We start from the raw sequence: 19235 nt of genomic DNA, 5'->3' as shown, positions 1-19235 counted from the left end.
GACCTCTGTATTAAAAAGTTAAGTCGATACCAAAGTTTATGCGTCGTGGCGTAGGATAAGCACCGGCATTAGCGGCTCCGCCCGAAGCGGCTGATTCCCGGTCATCAGGAAGTTTTGACCAGAAAAGTAGATTGTTGCCATTGACGAAGAAACGTAGCGAAGAAACGCCCAGTCGGTTTGTTAGAGTCTTTGGCACGGTGTAAGCCACCTCGGCTGTGCGCAGCCGCACAAATGATCCGTCATAAATGAAGTAATTTCCGATGAATTGCCCCTGCGACTTCCACCTGGGGAGAAAGGACGTAGCATCCTGATTGTCTTTTGACCAGTGGTCGCGTACGTGGGAAAAAAGCACGTTCTGATACAGGTAAAAGTTGTCGAGCGGGATGTTTCTGGATACGTTGTTAACCGCGAAAAACTGCAGCATGATGGAGAATCCTTTATAACTAGCCCCGAACGACGCGTTGTAATTGTTCTGCGGTACGTCGGAGTGCCCAAATGGAACGGCATCGTCGTTGCTGGTAATGACGCCATCGGCATTGTAATCCAGCGTATTATAATAACCCGGCAACTTGGACTGGTCATTGGTTTGCTGCGGTACGCTGGCATATACTTCATCCCAGTTATTATAAAAACCGGTATTGATCAAACTTCGGGTTTGCCCGATCTGATAACCAGCCTGCTTCTGATAGGCAGCCTGTAAGGCCGGATCGTCCCGATTTATAACGGTGTTCTGAGTGTGGGTGAAAGCGAAATTACCCCAAAGGTTTATGCCGGAAGGAAACCGCTTATTAACTTTTAGCTCCAGTTCATATCCTTTTGATTTTACTTGACCCAGGTTTGCCGAAGGCGGTGTTGCGCCAAAATAGGGAGGAATGGCCCGGGAAGCGCCCGTAATGATGATGTCGGTTCTGTTTTCCGTGAAGTAATCGAAGTTCATCTGAATCAGATCGTTGAAAAGACCTATTTCAGCGCCATAATTGTGTTTCCGGGCTTTTTCCCAGTGAATATCCGGGTTACCGACAATCGATTCCTTGTACCAGAGATAAGGGCTTTTTTCGTTTGGGTTCGCATTTAGCAGGCTGGAATTTCCATATGTATACTGAGACTGGTAGGCCCATCTTGCCCCCCCGGCATCATCCCCAACCGTTCCAGCGCTGTAGCGAAATTTCAAATGGTTGATCGCAGGAACTTTAAAGAACTTTTCATTGGAAACATTCCAGCCAAACGCGTAAGATGGAAAAAAGTCAAAGCGATAGCCGGGGCCGAATTTTTCAGACCCGTTGTAAGCGCCATTAAACTCAAATAAGTACCTGGAATCGTAATCGTAAGTCGTCCGAAACACCCAGTCTTCGCGGTAACTCGGAAACATACTTCCTTGTGCAAACTGTTCGCGTTTGAATAAGCCCATCGCCCCCACATTGTGCTTATCGAAAGCGCGGGTATAATTCGACTGCAACTGATACATTAATCGGCGCCGGATGGGCAGATAACCGACAAAAGTCGAGGATACTTCCTCGGGGCTGACAGTCCATGGACTCGCTACCCAATCAAACGCATTGGCAGCGGTGACGGGCGTGGTTTCCGTGTACTGGCTGGGGTCTTGCCCTTCGCCGGTATACCGATTCGGGTAAACAATTTTACCGAGCAGATTACCCTCAGGACGCACATGATTTTGATCCGTAATACCACCAACGGTTTGCAGGCTGTTATCATAGAATAACAAGCCCGTCACACTAAGCCCTTTTGTAAGAAAATCCAGCTTCTGTTCAAGGGTGAAATCGGTATTTAAGGCTACTTCACGGCGCTCCCAAACGCCCGTATTATAAATCAGTGCAACGGGATTTTGAAGCTGTTCCGGCGGCAGCGCATAGTTCTGTCCCCAGCTTCCATCCGGGTATTGTGGCAAAATAGCATCCGGTGGAAACCGATACGCTGCCGCCCAGGCAAGCGGGTTGGTGCCCGACGTACCGCTGGCATAGGAATAGTTGGTATTTTTCTGGCTGTAAAAACCAGCCAGATTGACTTTGAGGTTCGTGGTTCCGGTAACTCTAAAATCCAGGTTGCTCCGGAAGTTAAACCGATTGAAACTATAGCTAGGATCGTAATTTTTATTATTCTCGTACTTTTTGAACATATCGCTCTCATTCAGATACGCCAGCGACCCGAAATATTTAACAAATTTGGTTCCCCCCGTTACGTTCAGATTTGCCTTCTGCGACCAGGATACATCCTTGAACATGGCATTTTTCCAGTCGACATTCGGATAGAGAATTGCGTTGATATCGCTTTGGGGACGCTGGTAACGTAGCGCTACTTCATACGGTACGTAGTCGCCCCACGAAACCGGATTGATGGTCCCCTCGCGCTCAATCATCTCATTTCGGAGCATGATGGCTTCATAGGAGTCCAGCTTATCGGGCAATCGGGAAACCGATAAGGCTGTTGCATTGTACGAAACGGCAAGCTGCGGTTTAGATTCAGAGCCCCGTTTGGTGGTAATCAGGATAACACCATTAGCGCCCTTCACCCCAAAAACGGCTGTTGCCGAGGCATCCTTTAAAACCGATACCGTAGCCACCTCGTTGACGTCGATGTTTTCCATGTTACGTTCAACTCCATCGACCATAATGAGCGGCTGTCCTCCATTCCAGGTATTACGTCCACGAATGAAAATAGATGTGGCACTTTCTCCATTGGCGGTTCCCCCTGGCTCACCACTGGCAGTGATTGTTGTTAAGCCAGGCAAGTTTCCGGTCAACGCCTGTTTGAGGTCGGTTACGTTGCCCACTCGTTTTAGTTCCTCATTGGACGTCTGCACAATCGACCCGACTACGCTCTCCTTTTTTTGCGTACCAAACCCCACTACGACCACTTCATCGAGCGTCTTATCGTCGCCTTTCAACACTACGTCGATTTTAGTCCGGTTTCCGACTGTGATTTCCTGCGAGAAAAAGCCTACGTAGGAAAAAGCAAGAACCGTTTCCCGGTTTGGAACATTAATGGAAAACTTCCCCTCCGTATCCGTTGTGGTGCCTCGCTGGCTTCCTTTAATCAACACTGTTACCCCCGGAAGCTTCTCTCCTTTATCATCCACAATCGATCCCGTAACTGGAATCTCGGCTTTAGCATTGTGGTTTGGTTCCACTACGTCCGTCGTGGAAGAGTTTGACTCGGATTCGTTAGGCGTCAGTACAACTTGCTTACCAATAATCCTGTATTTTACGCTGATTGGTGTAAGTAATTGATTCAGTATAGTCGATAATTTATCGTTTCGATAATTGACCGAAACGACCGGCTGTTCGGGCAATAATTTGGTACGGTACGTAAAAGTAATATCTACCTGCTTTCCGATCAGTAAAAGTACTTCGGCCAGACTCCGGTTTTCTGTTTTCAGGGTAATCTTCTTGTTCAGCAAATCCTGTACGGCTGGCTCACGAGCCAGCGTAAAATTTGTGAAAACGACCACTGTCACAAATAATATCAGTAGCACTCTCATCAGGATTCGGAAATTTAGAGAATTGTAAACGTTTCCCATTGATTTGATCATTCTTGATTATTAGGCAATAACATTCCTATACCTAACTAACGGATAGATATATACGTCATCAAATAGCGAGGAGACAAGCCCTGAGTTGCTAAGCGTCGGGCTCAGTATTGAGTTGGATAGTTCATAGCATAGGCGCGCTCAGTTTGGTTAAATTATTCCCGTGAGTCTACAGACATCGTTGGGCATTGATCACAATGCGTGTTTCTTCCAGTTTATACGTAGCATTAATCGCTTCACACAGCACTTCCAGTCGTTGAAACAACGATTCATCCTTGAATGAAGTAGTTAGCCGACAACCCGTAAGTACACTCCTATCGAATTGAATGTCTACGCCATACGACTTTTCGAGATTATCGAGCAATTCAGTAACCGGAACATTATCGAACGTAGACGCCTGACGTTCATTATCAGGCAGAACAGGTAATGGCTCTTCGACGAGCGTGCGACTCAACTTGTCTGAATCGGGTTTATAGTCAGTCTGTTGATTGGGCAGCAACACAACGCCCGCAAACTGGTCAGCCGAAACGCCCTTCGTTTTTTTGTAGACAAACACTTTCCCGGTCTTTACTGCTACGGTTATGTGTTTATCGTCTACGTTGGTTTTTATCCAGAAACTCGTTCCTAATACCTTGGTTATTAGCTCGCTCGTATAAACTATAAATGGTTTTTGGGGATTGCGCGCAACCTCAAAAAAGGCTTCGCCGGTTAAATAAACCTCACGTATGGAATCGGTGAAATGGGTTTTGTACCGAAGCTTAGCTCCACGCGACAGTGTTATACGACTATTATCCGGAAGTTTTATAATCATCGAATCAGTCGTATTATTAGAAACCTGGGTTAAATTACCCGATAATACACCATACGCGTCACGACTTATTGATACCAGATTTGTTTCCTCATGAAGCAACTGCCACACGGCCAATCCGCCAACCAATAAAAACACTGCAGCAGCCATCCGGACCCATGCCCGTTGCCAAAGTGGAATGACCTTAACCGGCTGGCCAATGGAGAGCTGGAGATTTTGCCAGATACTGTCCACATCCTGTTCGCTAACGTCGTTGCACGTAGCTGCGCTTAATTTCAGTACAATTTGTCTGGCCTGCATAATCGTATCCTGCTGAAAGGGGTAGATGTCCAGAAGTGAAGACCAAAAGAGATCATTCTTCGGGTCAGGGTATTTAACCCACCGAATAAATTCTCCGTCCTGAACGAAGTCGTCGCGATCGTATGTAGCGTATTTCTCAAGCATATGGCATGGCAACCAACTGTCTAAATGGAACTTTAAGACAGTTGTACTCAAAATGATATAAAAATATTTTTAAAATTTATTGATATGGTTAGATACGAGCAACAAAAGCCAGCCAGCCAATTCAACAAATTCTTTTAGCTGGGAAATAGATCGGTGAATGAGATTACGTACTGACTGATTATTGATCTGCATAACAGAGGCTATTTCTTCAAGGGAGAAATCGTGGAAATAGCGCAGTTGAATTACTTCCTGCTGGCGTTTAGGCAGTCGGTCAATGGCCTTTCTAAGCACTCTGATCTGCTCTTCAGAGTCTTCCTGCTCAATGATAGCGTGCTCCAAAGGCAAATCGCTAAAAACCTTGTCCAGTATTTGTTCAACATCAGGCAGGGTGACCGGATACAACTCCTTACTATTATGAACGATTTTGTTACGTAGCGACCGGTACAGGTAGAAGCGAATATTATCGGTATTGGAAAGATTCTCACGATGAAGCCATAAATGCAGGAATAGATCGTGAATACTGTCTTTAACGAGTTGCTGATTAGTAGAAACCCGGTAACCATACCTTAGCAGATCTTTAATGTTTCGGTTGTAGATCCAGGTAAATGCCATCCGGTCTCCCTGCCGAAAGGATGCCCATATTTCGTTATCAGATAATGATTGCACGGGACGGAATTTTTAGAGCAAACCAATACACTCAGGCAACTGAAAATTTACCAATAATTTCTGTAACAAAAGTGATAAACCCTTAAATCTTACTTGTTGACAAGGTCACTCTTATACTGGTACCTACTTAATTTGGATGGTTAAATTGCCCTTATCTAGTTTAATGATCCAGTTTTGAATGGAGTTTAAGCAACCTGGGATGTTCCCCACTTATTGGACTACTCAAAGATTGAGGATCGGGCGTTCATTTGTTCTTTTTTTAGTGCCCTTTACAACCTCATCAGGCGTTAGCTCGCCGTGAGAACTTTGTGGGCGAAACGAGTTTTATTCTTGTCGCCAATGCTCAATATTTTCTTGAACATTTTTAAAGATAAGAACCAATTGGCGTTCAAACACTCGTCTTGGAAACTTCTATTAAATAATCGAGCTGGCGACCCGGTCAATAAAAGCGTTATCAGCCGGTTTCCCGAGCCAAGAAAAGTCTGACGTCACATCATTATCATAGGCCCGCACGGGCGGCCCCGCATAGATCCATTACTTTTGAGATAAATTCACTTCCATTGTCCATTTAGATACGTTTAGGGGCCGTTCCATTGCCTCAACTATGTCTTTACCCTTTATTGACTTAATGACTGACCAACAAGAATTTGTACACACTGCCGACTAAAATTATCGACCGCTCAGGCGGCCCCGTATAGCTAAGGCCCGTATTTTCCACCCATCAAAGAATCGACCTGCCAGAAAATCCATACCGCCACGGTGGACCGATCCAGTACTGATGAATACTGGAGAATATAGGTCAATCTAGCCTATGAGCCGCTGATCGCTTACGTCGAGGGCGATTACTACGCAAATTAAGGCCTTCCAGACGATACAAGCGATATACGCGCTTATGATTGTCGCGCCAGCCCTCTCGCCTTAATAAAGTAAAAATACGCTGACTACCATATCGCACTCGAGTATCAGCGATCTCCCGAATCCGCTTTCGGAGTACTGATTCATCCCGTCGTCGAGACTTGTAGTGCCAGGTAGAGCGGCCTAACAGAATCAAGACGCACGCCCTACGGTTCGATATTTGATAGTCCGTCAACAAGCTTTAGACCAGCACATGGCGTTGAGCCGCACAGGCGGCCCTGTGGCCTTAGAGCTTTTTTTTGATAACGTCCTTAAGCATCTGTTTGACTAGGCTTAGATCGGTAACTAACTGATTCTCTTACTCAAGCTGACGAAGCCGACGCTATTCGGAAACGCACAGGCCACCATACTTTTTCTCCCAGTTGTAGAAGCGGAGCGGCCCGTGCCGTCGCTTCACTAATGCCCATTTTGCGACAGACTTCAGCAACGACGGTACTAGTTTCAGCTTGGCAAATTATGCGTTTTAAAGACTTTTTTCAGGTAATAACTAGATAAATGAATCAACCGCATCGGCGCCCCGGCTAAACTATCTGTGATGGCTACTTGGTTTATTTAGTTTTTCGGAGCGGCATTATGGGACATTTCGTACGAATGTTAGCCACTCCCAACCATTAATATTACGAGTATTTGATTAACATTTACATCAGAGAAATATTCTATTTTTAGGATCAATACACTAATTTAATAATTATTGTACACTTCTTGAATAAATACAATCAACAATTTCAACTAAATCGTTCACGAAAACCCTTGGCCAATTGAACGCTCATGATGACTTGTGATGATAGCTCAACGTTCAGTTCCGACGTCTGAAATCGTTCACAAAAGGTTGCCTTTTATGAACGGTCACTAGGAAAAGTACAAATATTGTAAAGCGAATAAAAATTTGCCTTTTAAATTGCACATTGGTAAAATACTATTTAATGGAAGCGATACAACTGAATAAGAGTCATTAGGGCATGTCTTTGGCCAATCGTAGTAGGAGCGTTTAAGTAGGAACTAAAAGCGCTCATATTTAAGAGCATATACGGCAAGTATGTGAGATATAGGATGTTCAAAAACAGTATAAATAGGGGAGAAGGAATAGCACCTAACATACATGTAATTTCTACGTTTTTTACTCAGTAAATGGAGTAAAACTTCCTTAGATTGACACAGTGTGAATCCAATAATTGCGCTAATTTGTTGATAACCAAAAAGATAAGTGAACTTGTCAGGTGAATTTATTTCGTTTTTAAAGTTGATACAGAAAAAGGTTTATCTTCTGTTGCTAGTCCACGATTATAAGCGGGTTTGTTACCCATTTTTAACCTAAGTGTGCCGCCATTCGTGATGCTGTAGTGGCTTAACCAGTTGTGCGTATAAGACTTACCATTCAACGTAGCCGATTGGATGTAAACGTTCTGCTTACTGTTGTTGTCGGCCTGGATGATAAATTTCTTACCATTTTCCAGCGTGAGGGTTACTTTTTTGAAGATTGGGCTGCCTATAACATACTGATCTGTACCCGGACAGACGCTATAAATCCCCAAAGCGCTTAGTATGTACCAGGACGACATTTGGCCTTGGTCCTCATCGCCCGGATACCCGTTTTGGGTGGCATTGTATAGCTTTTCTGTCACTTCACGAGCGAGCAGCTGGCTCTTCCACGGCTGACCGGCATAATTGTACAGGTATATTAAATGCTGTATTGGCTGGTTACCATGAGCGTATTGACCCATTTTTATCAGTTCCATTTCGGTCATTTCGTGGATAACAGAACCATAGCCACCTACCTTGATGGTGGATGGTTGAGAGAAAACCGAATCGATTTTAGCCGTAAAGTTTTTAGTACCGCCCATGAGGGTAATGAGTCCCTGGATGTCATGAAAAACCGACCACTGCCAATGCCATGCATTCCCTTCCGTATAGGGGCCACCCCACTCCAGTGGATCAAACGGTACTATCCAGTTGCCCATGCTATCTTTTGCCCGCATGAACCGGGTGCCGGGATCGTACATGCTTTTGTAGTTATACATGTTTTTCCCAAAAGAAGCCATGTACTTTTCATTCCCGGTATATGTAGCGAGCTGATACCCGCAAAAATCATCATAGGCATATTCAAGCGATTGGGCCGTTGCGCCTTGTGTGTATTTCGAGTAGGGTACGTAACCATTCGCGTTATACTCTCTGGCGTAGCCACGTCCATTTGCACTGCCCCACGGACCTTTATTGTTCGCTTCATGATAGTAGGCTTTCAGCGCCTGCTCAGGATCAACCGTGCGGATACCTTTAACCCAGGCGTCGGTAATCAGCGATATGGCGTGGTTGCCAATCATACCACCCGTTTCAGCTGGGCACGACCAGGACGGAAGCCAACCGCATTGTTGCTGGGCAGCCAGTAAAGCCTGTATATACTGGCCCTGCATTTTGGGGTGCAAAATGGTATTCAGCGGAAACTGCGCCCGAAAGGTGTCCCAAAACCCATTGTCGGTGTACATGTAGCCATCGTATATCTTCCCATCATAAGGGCTAAAATAATAGGGCTTATCCTCTTTTGTCAGTTCAAAAAAGCGATGCGAAAACAAATTGGCCCGGAACAGGCAGGAATAGAATGTGGCCTTTTGTTCCTCGGTGCCGCCTTCCACCAGCACACGATTAAACAGTTCGTTCCAAATTTTTGTGGATGCCGCTCTGGTCTCATCAAACGAGTGAAATTTGCCCAATTCAGTGCTTACGTTCAGGGTAGCCTGTTCGGCATTGATGTAGGATGAGGCCACTTTTGCCTGTACAACATCGCCCGGTGCAAACTCAAGATAGGCTCCTTTGCCCTCGCCTTCATCGGTGCTATTGTTCGGTTTAATTGTTCCTTTTTTATTTTCCCAGGTGCCGTAGGATTTGAAGGGCTTATCAAAAATGATCTCGAAATAATTCTTGAAGTTTTTCGGTGCCCAGCGGCAATTATTTACCCAACCCGTAATCTTACGTTCGCCCGGAACAATATGTACCTGGCTCATTTTGGTATAACCGTCGAGGACAAGATAAGCCGCGCCGGTTTTAGGGAAGCTGAACCGCAAATGAGCACCACGCTCGGTAGTGGTCATTTCTGTCACAATATCATTATCCAGCTTTACGCGGTAATAGTCGGGATGGGCGACTTCATTTTTATGCGAGAACGTAGTGGCCCGTTCGTCATCGGTCACAACCAATTTTCCCGTTACGGGCATCAACGAAAAAACAGCGTAATCATTCATCCAAGAACTACACTGGTGAGACTGCTGAAATCCCCTTATTTTAGTCTGAAAGTATTGGTATTTCCAGCCATCGCCGTTTTTGCCGGTTTGCGGTGTCCAGGTATTCATGGCAAACGGTACACTCGTTGCCGGATACGTGTTTCCGTAGGAGAGTTCAAATTTGCTGTTTGTTCCCTGTAACGTATTGGCATAATGTACCAGATCGTTGGTTTGAGCCTGAGCAATACGTATGAGCACTACAAGGCCAAATGTGGCCACACCGAAATGTCTTTTTTTCACGGCAAATGCGTAAATGAAATTTGTTGAACGTAACAATGGGCAGACAGCAAGGCATACCAATTCTCTTTCCTGAAACCAGGAAACGGTACGTTGTCAGCGCACGTATTTTAGCTTACTCGTTCGTGACGACGTACCGTTTTACGGACGACTAAGCTAAAGCAAGCTTACTCCTGATTCACGACCTCTTTAATCCAGGTCTGGTATTTCTGTTGAAGGCGCTGAACGATCTCGGGATGTTTTGACGCGACATTAGTTGTTTCGCTGCTATCCGTTTTCATGTTTATTAACATGTAGTTTTGGCCATCTACATCGCCTGACTTGGCCTGTATTGGGCTGTGGAGTAGCTTCCAGTCACCTTCGCGCACGGCCCATTGTGGGTTATCCTTGCTCCCCAGGCTTTGCCAGTAGAAATCCTGGTGTGGCGATTTTTCCTGCGCCGAAGCGATAACTTTTGTTAAACTGCGACCGTCAATTTTGCGATTGGGGAGCGCGATGTGGCAGTAGTCCGATAGGGTGGCATACCAGTCGATGTTGGTGGCAAACTGGTCACGTACCGCATTGACGGGAATATGCCCCGGCCAGCTTATGAAGGCAGGCACGCGCACACCGCCCTCAAACACGCTAAACTTTGATCCACGGTATGGCCCGGCAAAACCTCCTCCGCCAAATGTGCGCTCTTCTTCAGAATGCCCCTGATCGGACTGAAAAACGATGATTGTGTTCTTGGTCAGCTTCAGATCATCAAGTTTTTTCAATAGCAACCCTATTTTCTCATCCATCGTAGAGACTGTAGCGGCATACATATTACGGGGCGATGGCAGGTTTTTGTACTGATCGAGCCACTTTTTCTCTCCCTGAAGCGGGTAGTGCGGTACGTTAATTGCAAAATAAAGGAAGAACGGTTTGTCTTTATTTTCTTCCATAAACTTGCCGGCCTCACTCACCATCATATCAGGGAAGTACTTGCCTGCCGCCCAGATTTCCTGGCCATTTCGCCACAGGTCATGCCGGTTAGGCCCGCCCCAGTAAAAAAAGTGGGAATAACTGTCGATACAACCGCCCATAAACCCGAACGAATAATCAAATCCCTGCTGGTTGGGCATCGTTTCGGGCGAATACCCAATATGCCATTTTCCGATATGTGCAGTTTTATAGCCACCATCTTTGAACATCTCGGCCATTGTATACTGGCTACCCGGCATCCCCCCCCCGCCATAGGTTCCGGCCGCATTGTCGACCAGACCAGCACGCTGTGGATACCGGCCGGTGAGCATTGACGCACGGGAAGGCGAACAAATGGGGGATGCCGAATAGAACTGGGAGAACCTCGTGCCGCTACGTGCCAGCCGATCCAGATTAGGTGTCATCAGGTCTTTTGCCCCATAAATATTCAGATCAAGCGTTCCCTGATCGTCGGTGTAAATAACGATCACATTTGGTTTGTTTTCTGCCCGGCCAGCGTTCGTTTGTGCGTATCCAAACCGGGACGAAACACTTAGTACGACATTTGTAACGAGCAGTATTCGGTTAATTCTGTTCATGATAAACCCTGTTTTTGTAAACAATGACATGTTTGGTTAAAACCAGCCCGGATTTTGAGCGAGGCTAGGGTTTATCTGAGTTTGAGTACTGGGTATTGGCCATAAATAATCCCTGTCTTTATTAAAGCTACGTTGGCCAACTACTACATTTAGATAATTCAGCACGGGTTTATTATTTTCGATCTCTGCTGTTTTCCAGCGTTTTATGTCGCTATAATACAACCCCTCGAAAGCCAGTTCGACCCGTCGCTCGCGACGGATTTGGGTACGCATATCTGCCTGGCTAAGACCAGTAGTAAGGTTAGGCATATTGACGGACGCCCTTTTTCGCAACGTATTAATAGCATCGTAAACGCTTGCATCTGGACCAACCGCTTCATTCTGCGCTTCTGCATACGTCAGTAACACTTCGGCATACCGAATAAAAATAATATTGATCTGGCCGGTGTTTGTAGCAGGAGCTGGTTGTGCCTCATTATCCGTGAGATTCGTGTATTTTTTTAGCCCAAATCCAGTCGTCGGTACGTTGTTTGCGGCCGTCACTCGTCCGTTAAATTTATAATCGACAGGATAAATTGTTTGAAGTAGGCGAGGGTCTCGGTTTTCAAACGGCTTGGCTGGATCATACAGTGGGGACTCTTCTTTCGGTTTGCCATCAGTCATCAGATAGACATCAGCCAGATTACGGGTCGGGGCTGGACGGTTAAGCAGATAGCTGTCGTAGTCAAGATTGTGCAGAAAGCGTGGCGACTGATATTCTACATTAAATATTACCTCCGAATTCCGCTCATTCGCCAGCAGGAACAAGTTGCGGTAATGGGGGAATAACGTAAAGGTTTTGCGGTCGATCAATGTTTTTGCCGCCGTTGCCGCGTCGGCCCAACGCCCGTTATAAAGCAATACTCTAGCTTTCAGGGCTAAGGCCGCTCCCTTTGTAATACGTCCGAGGTCACTTCCGGCGCTATACGTATCGGGCAGCACCGGAATAGCCTCATCCAGATCTTTCAGAATCTGCGTGACAACTTCCTCTTTTGTGTTTCGGGGCAAGGTAGCCTGCGTCGCCAGATTCGGTTCATCAACGATTAGCGGCACACCACCAAAGCAGTCGACAAGTCCCAGATAAAAAAAAGCACGTAAAAATTTGGCTTCGCCAATAGTTCGGTTTTTTAGCTCGTCCGCCATGCCGTTTATTTTGCCAATTTTCGCCAGGAACGTGTTGGCCCGGCCCACTCCGCGATAGGCCTGTATCCAACGGCCGGTTATCAAATCCGTAATGGGCGTATGCACGCCTCGGGCTATGGCATCGGTCCCGTTAGTGGCATTATAAGCTAGGCCGTTGGCGGTGATCATGTCTGTTTCGTAAAACCAACTCTGGCAGTCAAACAGCGCATTATAACAGCCAGACAGGCCAGCCAGTGCATCGGCCTGCGTTACCCAAAACGTGGTTTCACTATATTGATCTTTCGGATTAACCACCAGATCGTTTTGACAACTGCTTTGCAGAAGAAATAGAAGGCCGATAATCAGTGCATTAAAACGATAGTTTTTCATGTTCGGTGGATTTAGAAAGTGACATTAATACCCGTAGTGAAGGTCTTTACCGTCGGAAACTCATAGAAGTTGGTACCGTTGAGGTTTTTTTCCGGATCGAACCCTTTAAGGGGCGTAAACGTCAGCAGATTTTGTCCGTTGATGAATAGTTTAGCTTTCTTGCCTCCTATTTTCCCCACCCATTTTTCCGGCAAATCATAACTAAGCTGTATGTTCTTCATGCGTAGGTAAGCCGCATTTTTGAGCCAGAAATTTGAATTGCGGTAATTCTCGGTTTGGCTTCCCTCGAAAGTCGTTACAATAGGCAACTGGGCGGTGGTATTCTGGGGAGTCCAGGCATCAGTAACCCATTCCTTTGTCACGGATGTACCGAACCAGAACGGCATTGCGCCAATGTTTTCGGTATAGGTAAACACCTTACCAACGCCCTGGAAAAATGTACTGAAGGATAAGCGTTTGTAGCTCAGATTGACATTGAATTGATACGTTAGTGTTGGGATGTTTGAGCCCTGTATCACCCGGTCCGATTCAGATATAACGTTGTCTCCATTAACGTCCTGATACTTCAGATAACCGGGTTTAGTATTCAGATTCTGGAATGGACTGTTCTTTATTTCTTCCTGATTTTGGAATATCCCGATGCTGTTAATCAGGAAGTACGAATTGATTGGCGAACCTTCCTTAATAATATTACGGCCTGAGTAAATCACGCTCCCTTTTAAATCAACCACTTTATTTTTCACATACGTAAACCCACCGCTTACGTTGATAGTAAACGAGTTGATTTTGTGTCTAAATCCTGCACTTATTTCAAGTCCGGTATTATCGACGGTACCGATGTTTTGGATTGGACCGGCCAACGCGCCAATCTGGCCAGCAATAGGCACTGTGCTCAAAATGTTCGTGGTGCGCTTCTTAAAAAACTCAGCCGTGAATGTGACTTTGTTTTGAAGCAGGCTGGCGTCAATACCTATATTGCTGATGGTGGTCGTTTCCCAGGTTATGGTGGGGTCATTATAAGCCGTTACAGCCGCACCTGATGAAATGGTGCTCCCAAACGGGTAATCCCGCCCAAGCGCCACCAGGTTAACATAGCGGAAGAGGTCGATATTCTGATTCCCTAATTGACCACTGGAAGCCCGCAGTTTTAGCTCATCAACCCAGGCAACATTTTTCATGAAATTTTCTTCATTGATCCGCCATCCTAACGAAATCGAAGGGAAAAATCCCCATTGGTGACCCTGCGCAAAGCGAGAAGAGCCGTCGTACCTAAAATTGACTTCCGCTAGGTATCTTTCGTTAAAATTATAGTTTAGGCGGCCAAAAAATGATTGAAGTCTAGATTCAGACGAGGTGCCCCCCACCGCAGGATTTGATGATCCGGCATTAAGCTCCTGAAGGGTATTGCCAAGATACCCTTCATTGCGGGCGAAAAAATTGCGGTTAGTAAATGATTCGAGGCTATAACCGGCCAGTAATTTTAGGTTGTGCTTTTTCTGGATAGTACCTTCCCAGGTAAGAGTATTGAAAAGCGTAGTATTCAGTGCACCGGAATTTGTTTGCCTTGTCCCACGATTGCCTTGCCCATCATACGGGATGAGTTGCGCTTCGCCGGTTTTTACCTGATACGTATAAACTTCGGGCACAAACTGATTTGTTAAATTGTCCGCTTTATTGAGTGCGCCATTTAGTTTATAGGTAATATTCAACGGCAATTTATATTCCGCAAAAATGTTTAACAGTATTTGTTGCAACGTACTGTTATTCTTGCCCTCGTCTGCAAGGGCCAACGGATTTCGGAAAACATTATGCCCTGGTGTACGAATGAATGTATTGGCGTAGCGGCCATCCGGCAAATAAGTTGGATAAAAAGCCTGCGCCTTAAAGGTCATCTCCATCAGGTTGGCTACCCCCGCAACCGGTTCGTTGATGTCTCGGTAGGAGGCATTGATGAAGGCTCCGATCTTTAATCGTTCGTTTACCGTAGCTACGGTGTTGTAATTAAGCGCGTATCGTTTTGAGTCGGTACCCCGCAGTACGCCCGTCTGGGTCAGATAGTTGAGTGATAAGGCGTATGTAAGCTTGTCGCTGCCAGCCGAAAAACGGATGTCGTGATTCTGTATATTGCCTGGATTGAACATAATGTTCAGCCAATCATTATTCGGATATATATTCGAGTCCTTCAACAGACCCTGTTTGTATTCTTCGATCAGGGCATCCGAGTAATCAACCGTTGGTTTGCCTTCATTCCGTTGGGCCTGATTCCGTAGTTGCATGAACTGAATAGGATCTTTGACAAAATCGGGCAGGTAGTTTACGTATTGATTGCCCGTGTAGTAATTGTAATCAACCGTAAACTTGTCTTTTTTGCCGCCCTTGGTGGTAATCAGCACCACGCCATTGGCGGCACGCGACCCATAAATCGAAGCAGACGCTGCATCTTTTAGTACCGAAATGCTTTCAACATCAGCCGGGTTTATGTTTTCGAGCGGAAACTCAATGCCATTGACCAGCACCAGCGGATTGTTATTGTTAAGAGTACCAACGCCCCGAATACGAATCGTGGCGACATCGCGGCCGGGTTGTCCGCCGGGTTGGTTAACATAGACTCCTTCAACGCCCTGCAACAACTGCGAAGCATTAGTTACAGGGGCATTCTCCTGTTTTTTGATATCTACGATTGATATGGCGCCGGTAAGGTTTACTTTTTTCTGTACGCCATATCCAACCACGACCACTTCATTGAGCGTCTTGTCGCTCACGGTCAATGCCATATCAATAACCGATCGATTGCCGATTTCCACCTCCTGCGATTGATAGCCAACAAATGAAAACACAAGGAGTGCCGCCTCATTTTCGGGTAGGGCTAGTCTGTATCGGCCTTCGCCGTCGGTAGTGGTTCCGCGAGTTGAGTTTTTAACAACAACGCTAACGCCCGGCAGCGCTTCGCCATTGGCCTGATCCGTTACTAAACCAGTAACCGTGCGGTCAATCGGTTCCGTTGGTTTCACTAAGGAAAGCGGCAAACTCGCCAATATCAGCGACGTACTCAACCGATTTAGAATAATCTGCCGCCCCGACACTTCATAACTGATCTGCAGCGGTTTGAGAATAGTATTCAAAACAGTCTCAAGCCGTTCACGCTGAACAGTATACGAGACTTTTCGATCAGCACCAATCAGGTTACTGCTGTAGAGGAACTTGACGTTAGCCTGTTCTTCAATGAGCGTCAAGATAGTACGTATGTCCTGACCGGTCGACTGAACGCTGATTTTGCGATTCAAAACGCCTTGACCTGAGCCGGGAGTCGCCTGTGCCATAACGGACAGCAAAGCAACGAAAATCAGTTGTAAGCAACTTATTTGCATAAGGGTGCGCCATCTGACGTCTAAGAGTCGATGTTTTTTCATAGATTCAACCTGTTTTGTGCGTTTAGAAAATTTGGCAAAACGAACCCCGTATCCGCGGCAAACGGATCAGCATTAGTGTCGGGGCTTATTGGGCTGATCAGGCGGCAACCTGGTCAGCCTTTTTTAGAAGTACACTATTGCGTTTGAATCATAAAAGTGGGTTGTGAGGTTAAAAAGGGCTTTTGTTCAGGGGCATCCCTGACCTGTAATTACGATGTGGTCGTCCTGTATTTGATACTGCGCCTGAATGCCCTTGCAGATTAATTTTAATTTTTCATACAACGGCTCATCCGTTAGCGATGCTGTCAGCAGGCAGTGCTTCATGGCAGTCTCATCATAGTCAATATTAATTCCGTAAGCGTTTTTCAGATCAGAAAACGCCTGACTCACAGGCGCATCGCGATACTCAAACGTTGGTACGCTGGCGGCTGAATTTACCAGTTCTGGTTGTGGTACCAGTGTTTTCTGCATGTGGATATACTGGCGGTCAAAAACAAGCTGCTGGTTGGGCGTCAGCATCACTTCGTCCTGTTCTCGATTGGCACTTAACGGGGCAGCATCAGTACGGCTGAAAACCGCCACTCGTCCGGTACGTACCGAAACCGTTACCTTCTGCTCCTGATCGATAGCTTTAACCCAGAAACTGGTCCCTACTACCTTTGTCACCAGCTCGTTGGCATAAACCAGAAAAGGACGTTGAGGATCTTTAACGACCTCAAAGAAAGCCTCTCCTGCCAAATACACTTCCCGGCGACTATTATTGGCTAAGGATAATGCATAACTAATGCGGCTCTTTGGCTGTAATGCTACAGTGCTACCGTCAGGTAAATTCACCAATAGGGACTGGGACCCCGTATTTACCTTTTCCAGCAATGGCGTTTCTGCCTGAGCAGTTAGTTGCTGATAAAGCGTATCGGATGACGTCTGATGCATTTGAAACCACCACCCCAGGCCAACGATCAACGCCACACTGGCAGCCGCTGCCCATCGCCACACCGGAGACCAGAGCGGCCGAACTGGTCTTTCCTCGGTACGTTCTTTAATGATGCCCTTCATCCGCTGGATTTGCTCATTTGTCGGGAAATCAGTCTCCGTACGGGCATCCATCAACCGAAGGGCCTCACGTGCTTTGGTGATTCCATCAGTAGCACCCGGATGTTGGCGCATAAATTCCCGCCAGTACGCATCCGTACCAGGGGTAGGAGCCCGAACCCATTGCCGGAAAGCAGAATCTTCCAGAAAAGTAGTAGCGCTATAATCCGTTTCCTCCATGATGTGCTTTTTCAGAGAATAAATGGTACGTATCACTCTCTGTTAAGCAAAAGCGCGGGGGCGGATGTTTCAACCCCCTAAGCCTGAAAAAAAATTTATGATATAGTAAAAAGGAGGCAGGATCATCAGAAAAGCCAGTTGACGCAGTTTATGAAGGGCTTTCTGGACGAGGTTACGGGCCGATTGTTCAGTGATGGAGAAGAGAGCAGCAATCTCTATGTAGCTGAAATCCTGATAGTAGCGAAGCAATAAAGCCTCCTGCTGGCGAATGGGCAGCTTGTCGAGCCAGTGTTGTAGCTTTTCCAGCTTTTGTTCAGCGAGTTCGGACGTAACAAGTACGTCTTCAAAGGAGGGTTCGACCCCCATGTAGGCACTAAAATCGTCCGGCGAATCATGCATCGGTAATTCTTCGGGTCGCAATGATTTGTGCAAACGACGGCGCAAGGCCCGAAAAAGATAAAATTTAACGGAATCGGTTTCACTCAATCCACTACGTAGCCGCCAGAGATCGACAAACAGATCCTGAACCGCATCTTCGACAATAGCGGGTTGGGGCTGCATTTTAAGACCGTAACTATACAGTATACGCACGTAGCGATCATACAATTGGGTAAATGCATGATCGTCCCCTTTAATAAAGGCTTTCCAAAGTAGACTATCGTCGATATGGTCCAGCGTATACACCAATGCACTTCTTTCTAACAAAGATGCAAATTTATCGCCTAGTAAGACAATTCATTTTACTGACTTCTGGAATTATAGTCTCAATTGGACAAGCGATCGGGTAAAGAAAAGAAAATTGCGACTGTTTTGGCTTAAATTAAAAACAGCTATTAAATCCATTCCTTACTTGGCCTTAGTAAAAGGCAGTTAGCCTACTCTTAGTAATTTAAATTTAAGTGAAGAAACTCTTGACCCTATGTGACTGATTGTCGTAGAGATCTGTTGCATTCGAAATTAAAAATCGTTGGCCTGTCGCACTTACCAACAATTAAGCCGTAGTAAGATTATTGAGAAGTAATTAATCGGGATTGCACCGCTGACGTTGGGGCTTTACTGGGTCTGTACGAGATCCTGCATGGCCTATAATGGGTACATGCCTGGTGGGACACTGGGTAATTCGACGCCTGACGCATTATAATACGCGCACCATCTGGATCATTGAATCAATACTGGTGGTGTTCTTACCCCCTTTTGTGAGCCAGTTTTAACTGGAGTTTAAGCCGCCTGTTGTACGTCGTCAAGTAAAAGTGGACAGATGCGGGTGAAAAGAGAAGAGATGGTTTTAGCCACTTTGGGCTCGCTGAAAAATATGACTTTTCCGGCGTTGAGACAAACTTAGCTGCTTAGTTTTTTGCCGTTCGGCCAAGATCTGATCCTGGCGGCCCCAGTAAGCATCGGCTGGCCGTACGTTGTCCAGTGATTCATGGTACCGTTGATGATTATAATAGTCTACCCACTCCGTTAGGCGAGTTCTTAGTTCATCCGGACTGTAGTAGTGTTCCAACAACAGAACGTTCTTCATCGAGCGATGGTAACGTTCGATCTTTCCTTGGGTCATAGGATGAAACG

General features: G+C 46.1%; 10 protein-coding genes and 1 pseudogene. All 11 read right to left on the bottom strand.

Going from position 1 to position 19235, the window contains the following annotated elements:
• Window positions 1–10 precede the first annotated feature (10 nt).
• Window positions 11–3496, bottom strand: coding sequence for a SusC/RagA family TonB-linked outer membrane protein (locus BM202_RS33300; RefSeq protein WP_177236788.1), 3486 nt, complete (start codon window positions 3494–3496; stop codon window positions 11–13).
• Window positions 3497–3713: 217 nt separating this feature from the next.
• On the bottom strand, window positions 3714–4796 hold the full coding sequence (locus BM202_RS33295; protein ID WP_093834404.1) for a FecR family protein: 1083 nt from the start codon (window positions 4794–4796) through the stop codon (window positions 3714–3716).
• 69 nt (window positions 4797–4865) lie between these two features.
• Window positions 4866–5462, bottom strand: a complete 597-nt coding sequence (locus tag BM202_RS33290) for an RNA polymerase sigma factor (RefSeq protein WP_143100833.1) — start codon at window positions 5460–5462, stop codon at window positions 4866–4868.
• 222 nt (window positions 5463–5684) lie between these two features.
• Window positions 5685–6835, bottom strand: a pseudogene (locus BM202_RS38585) (integrase core domain-containing protein).
• A gap of 765 nt (window positions 6836–7600) precedes the next feature.
• Window positions 7601–9889 (bottom strand): GH92 family glycosyl hydrolase, encoded by a 2289-nt coding sequence (locus tag BM202_RS33280; protein WP_218160647.1) that lies wholly within the window; start codon window positions 9887–9889, stop codon window positions 7601–7603.
• 164 nt (window positions 9890–10053) lie between these two features.
• Entirely contained in the window at window positions 10054–11430 is a 1377-nt protein-coding gene (locus tag BM202_RS33275) for a sulfatase-like hydrolase/transferase (protein ID WP_093834437.1), read from the bottom strand.
• 36 nt (window positions 11431–11466) lie between these two features.
• A complete protein-coding gene (locus BM202_RS33270) occupies window positions 11467–12981 on the bottom strand; it encodes a RagB/SusD family nutrient uptake outer membrane protein (protein ID WP_093834398.1) in 1515 nt (504 codons plus the stop codon).
• An 11-nt stretch (window positions 12982–12992) separates the two neighbouring features.
• A complete protein-coding gene (locus tag BM202_RS33265; protein ID WP_218160646.1) occupies window positions 12993–16391 on the bottom strand; it encodes a TonB-dependent receptor in 3399 nt (1132 codons plus the stop codon).
• A 186-nt stretch (window positions 16392–16577) separates the two neighbouring features.
• A complete protein-coding gene (locus tag BM202_RS33260) occupies window positions 16578–17699 on the bottom strand; it encodes a FecR family protein (protein ID WP_143100832.1) in 1122 nt (373 codons plus the stop codon).
• Window positions 17700–17732: 33 nt separating this feature from the next.
• Window positions 17733–18368: an RNA polymerase sigma factor gene (locus tag BM202_RS33255; RefSeq protein ID WP_245776909.1), complete on the bottom strand. Its 636-nt coding sequence runs from the start codon at window positions 18366–18368 to the stop codon at window positions 17733–17735.
• A 580-nt stretch (window positions 18369–18948) separates the two neighbouring features.
• The coding region (locus BM202_RS33250; RefSeq protein WP_143100758.1) for an integrase core domain-containing protein at window positions 18949–19235 on the bottom strand (287 nt) is incomplete at its 5' end.

Origin of the sequence: Spirosoma endophyticum (assembly GCF_900112365.1) — a bacterium.
GTDB lineage: Bacteria > Bacteroidota > Bacteroidia > Cytophagales > Spirosomataceae > Spirosoma > Spirosoma endophyticum.
The sequence above is the reverse complement of the archived record's forward strand: the minus strand, read 5'-3'. Positions and strand labels throughout refer to the sequence as shown.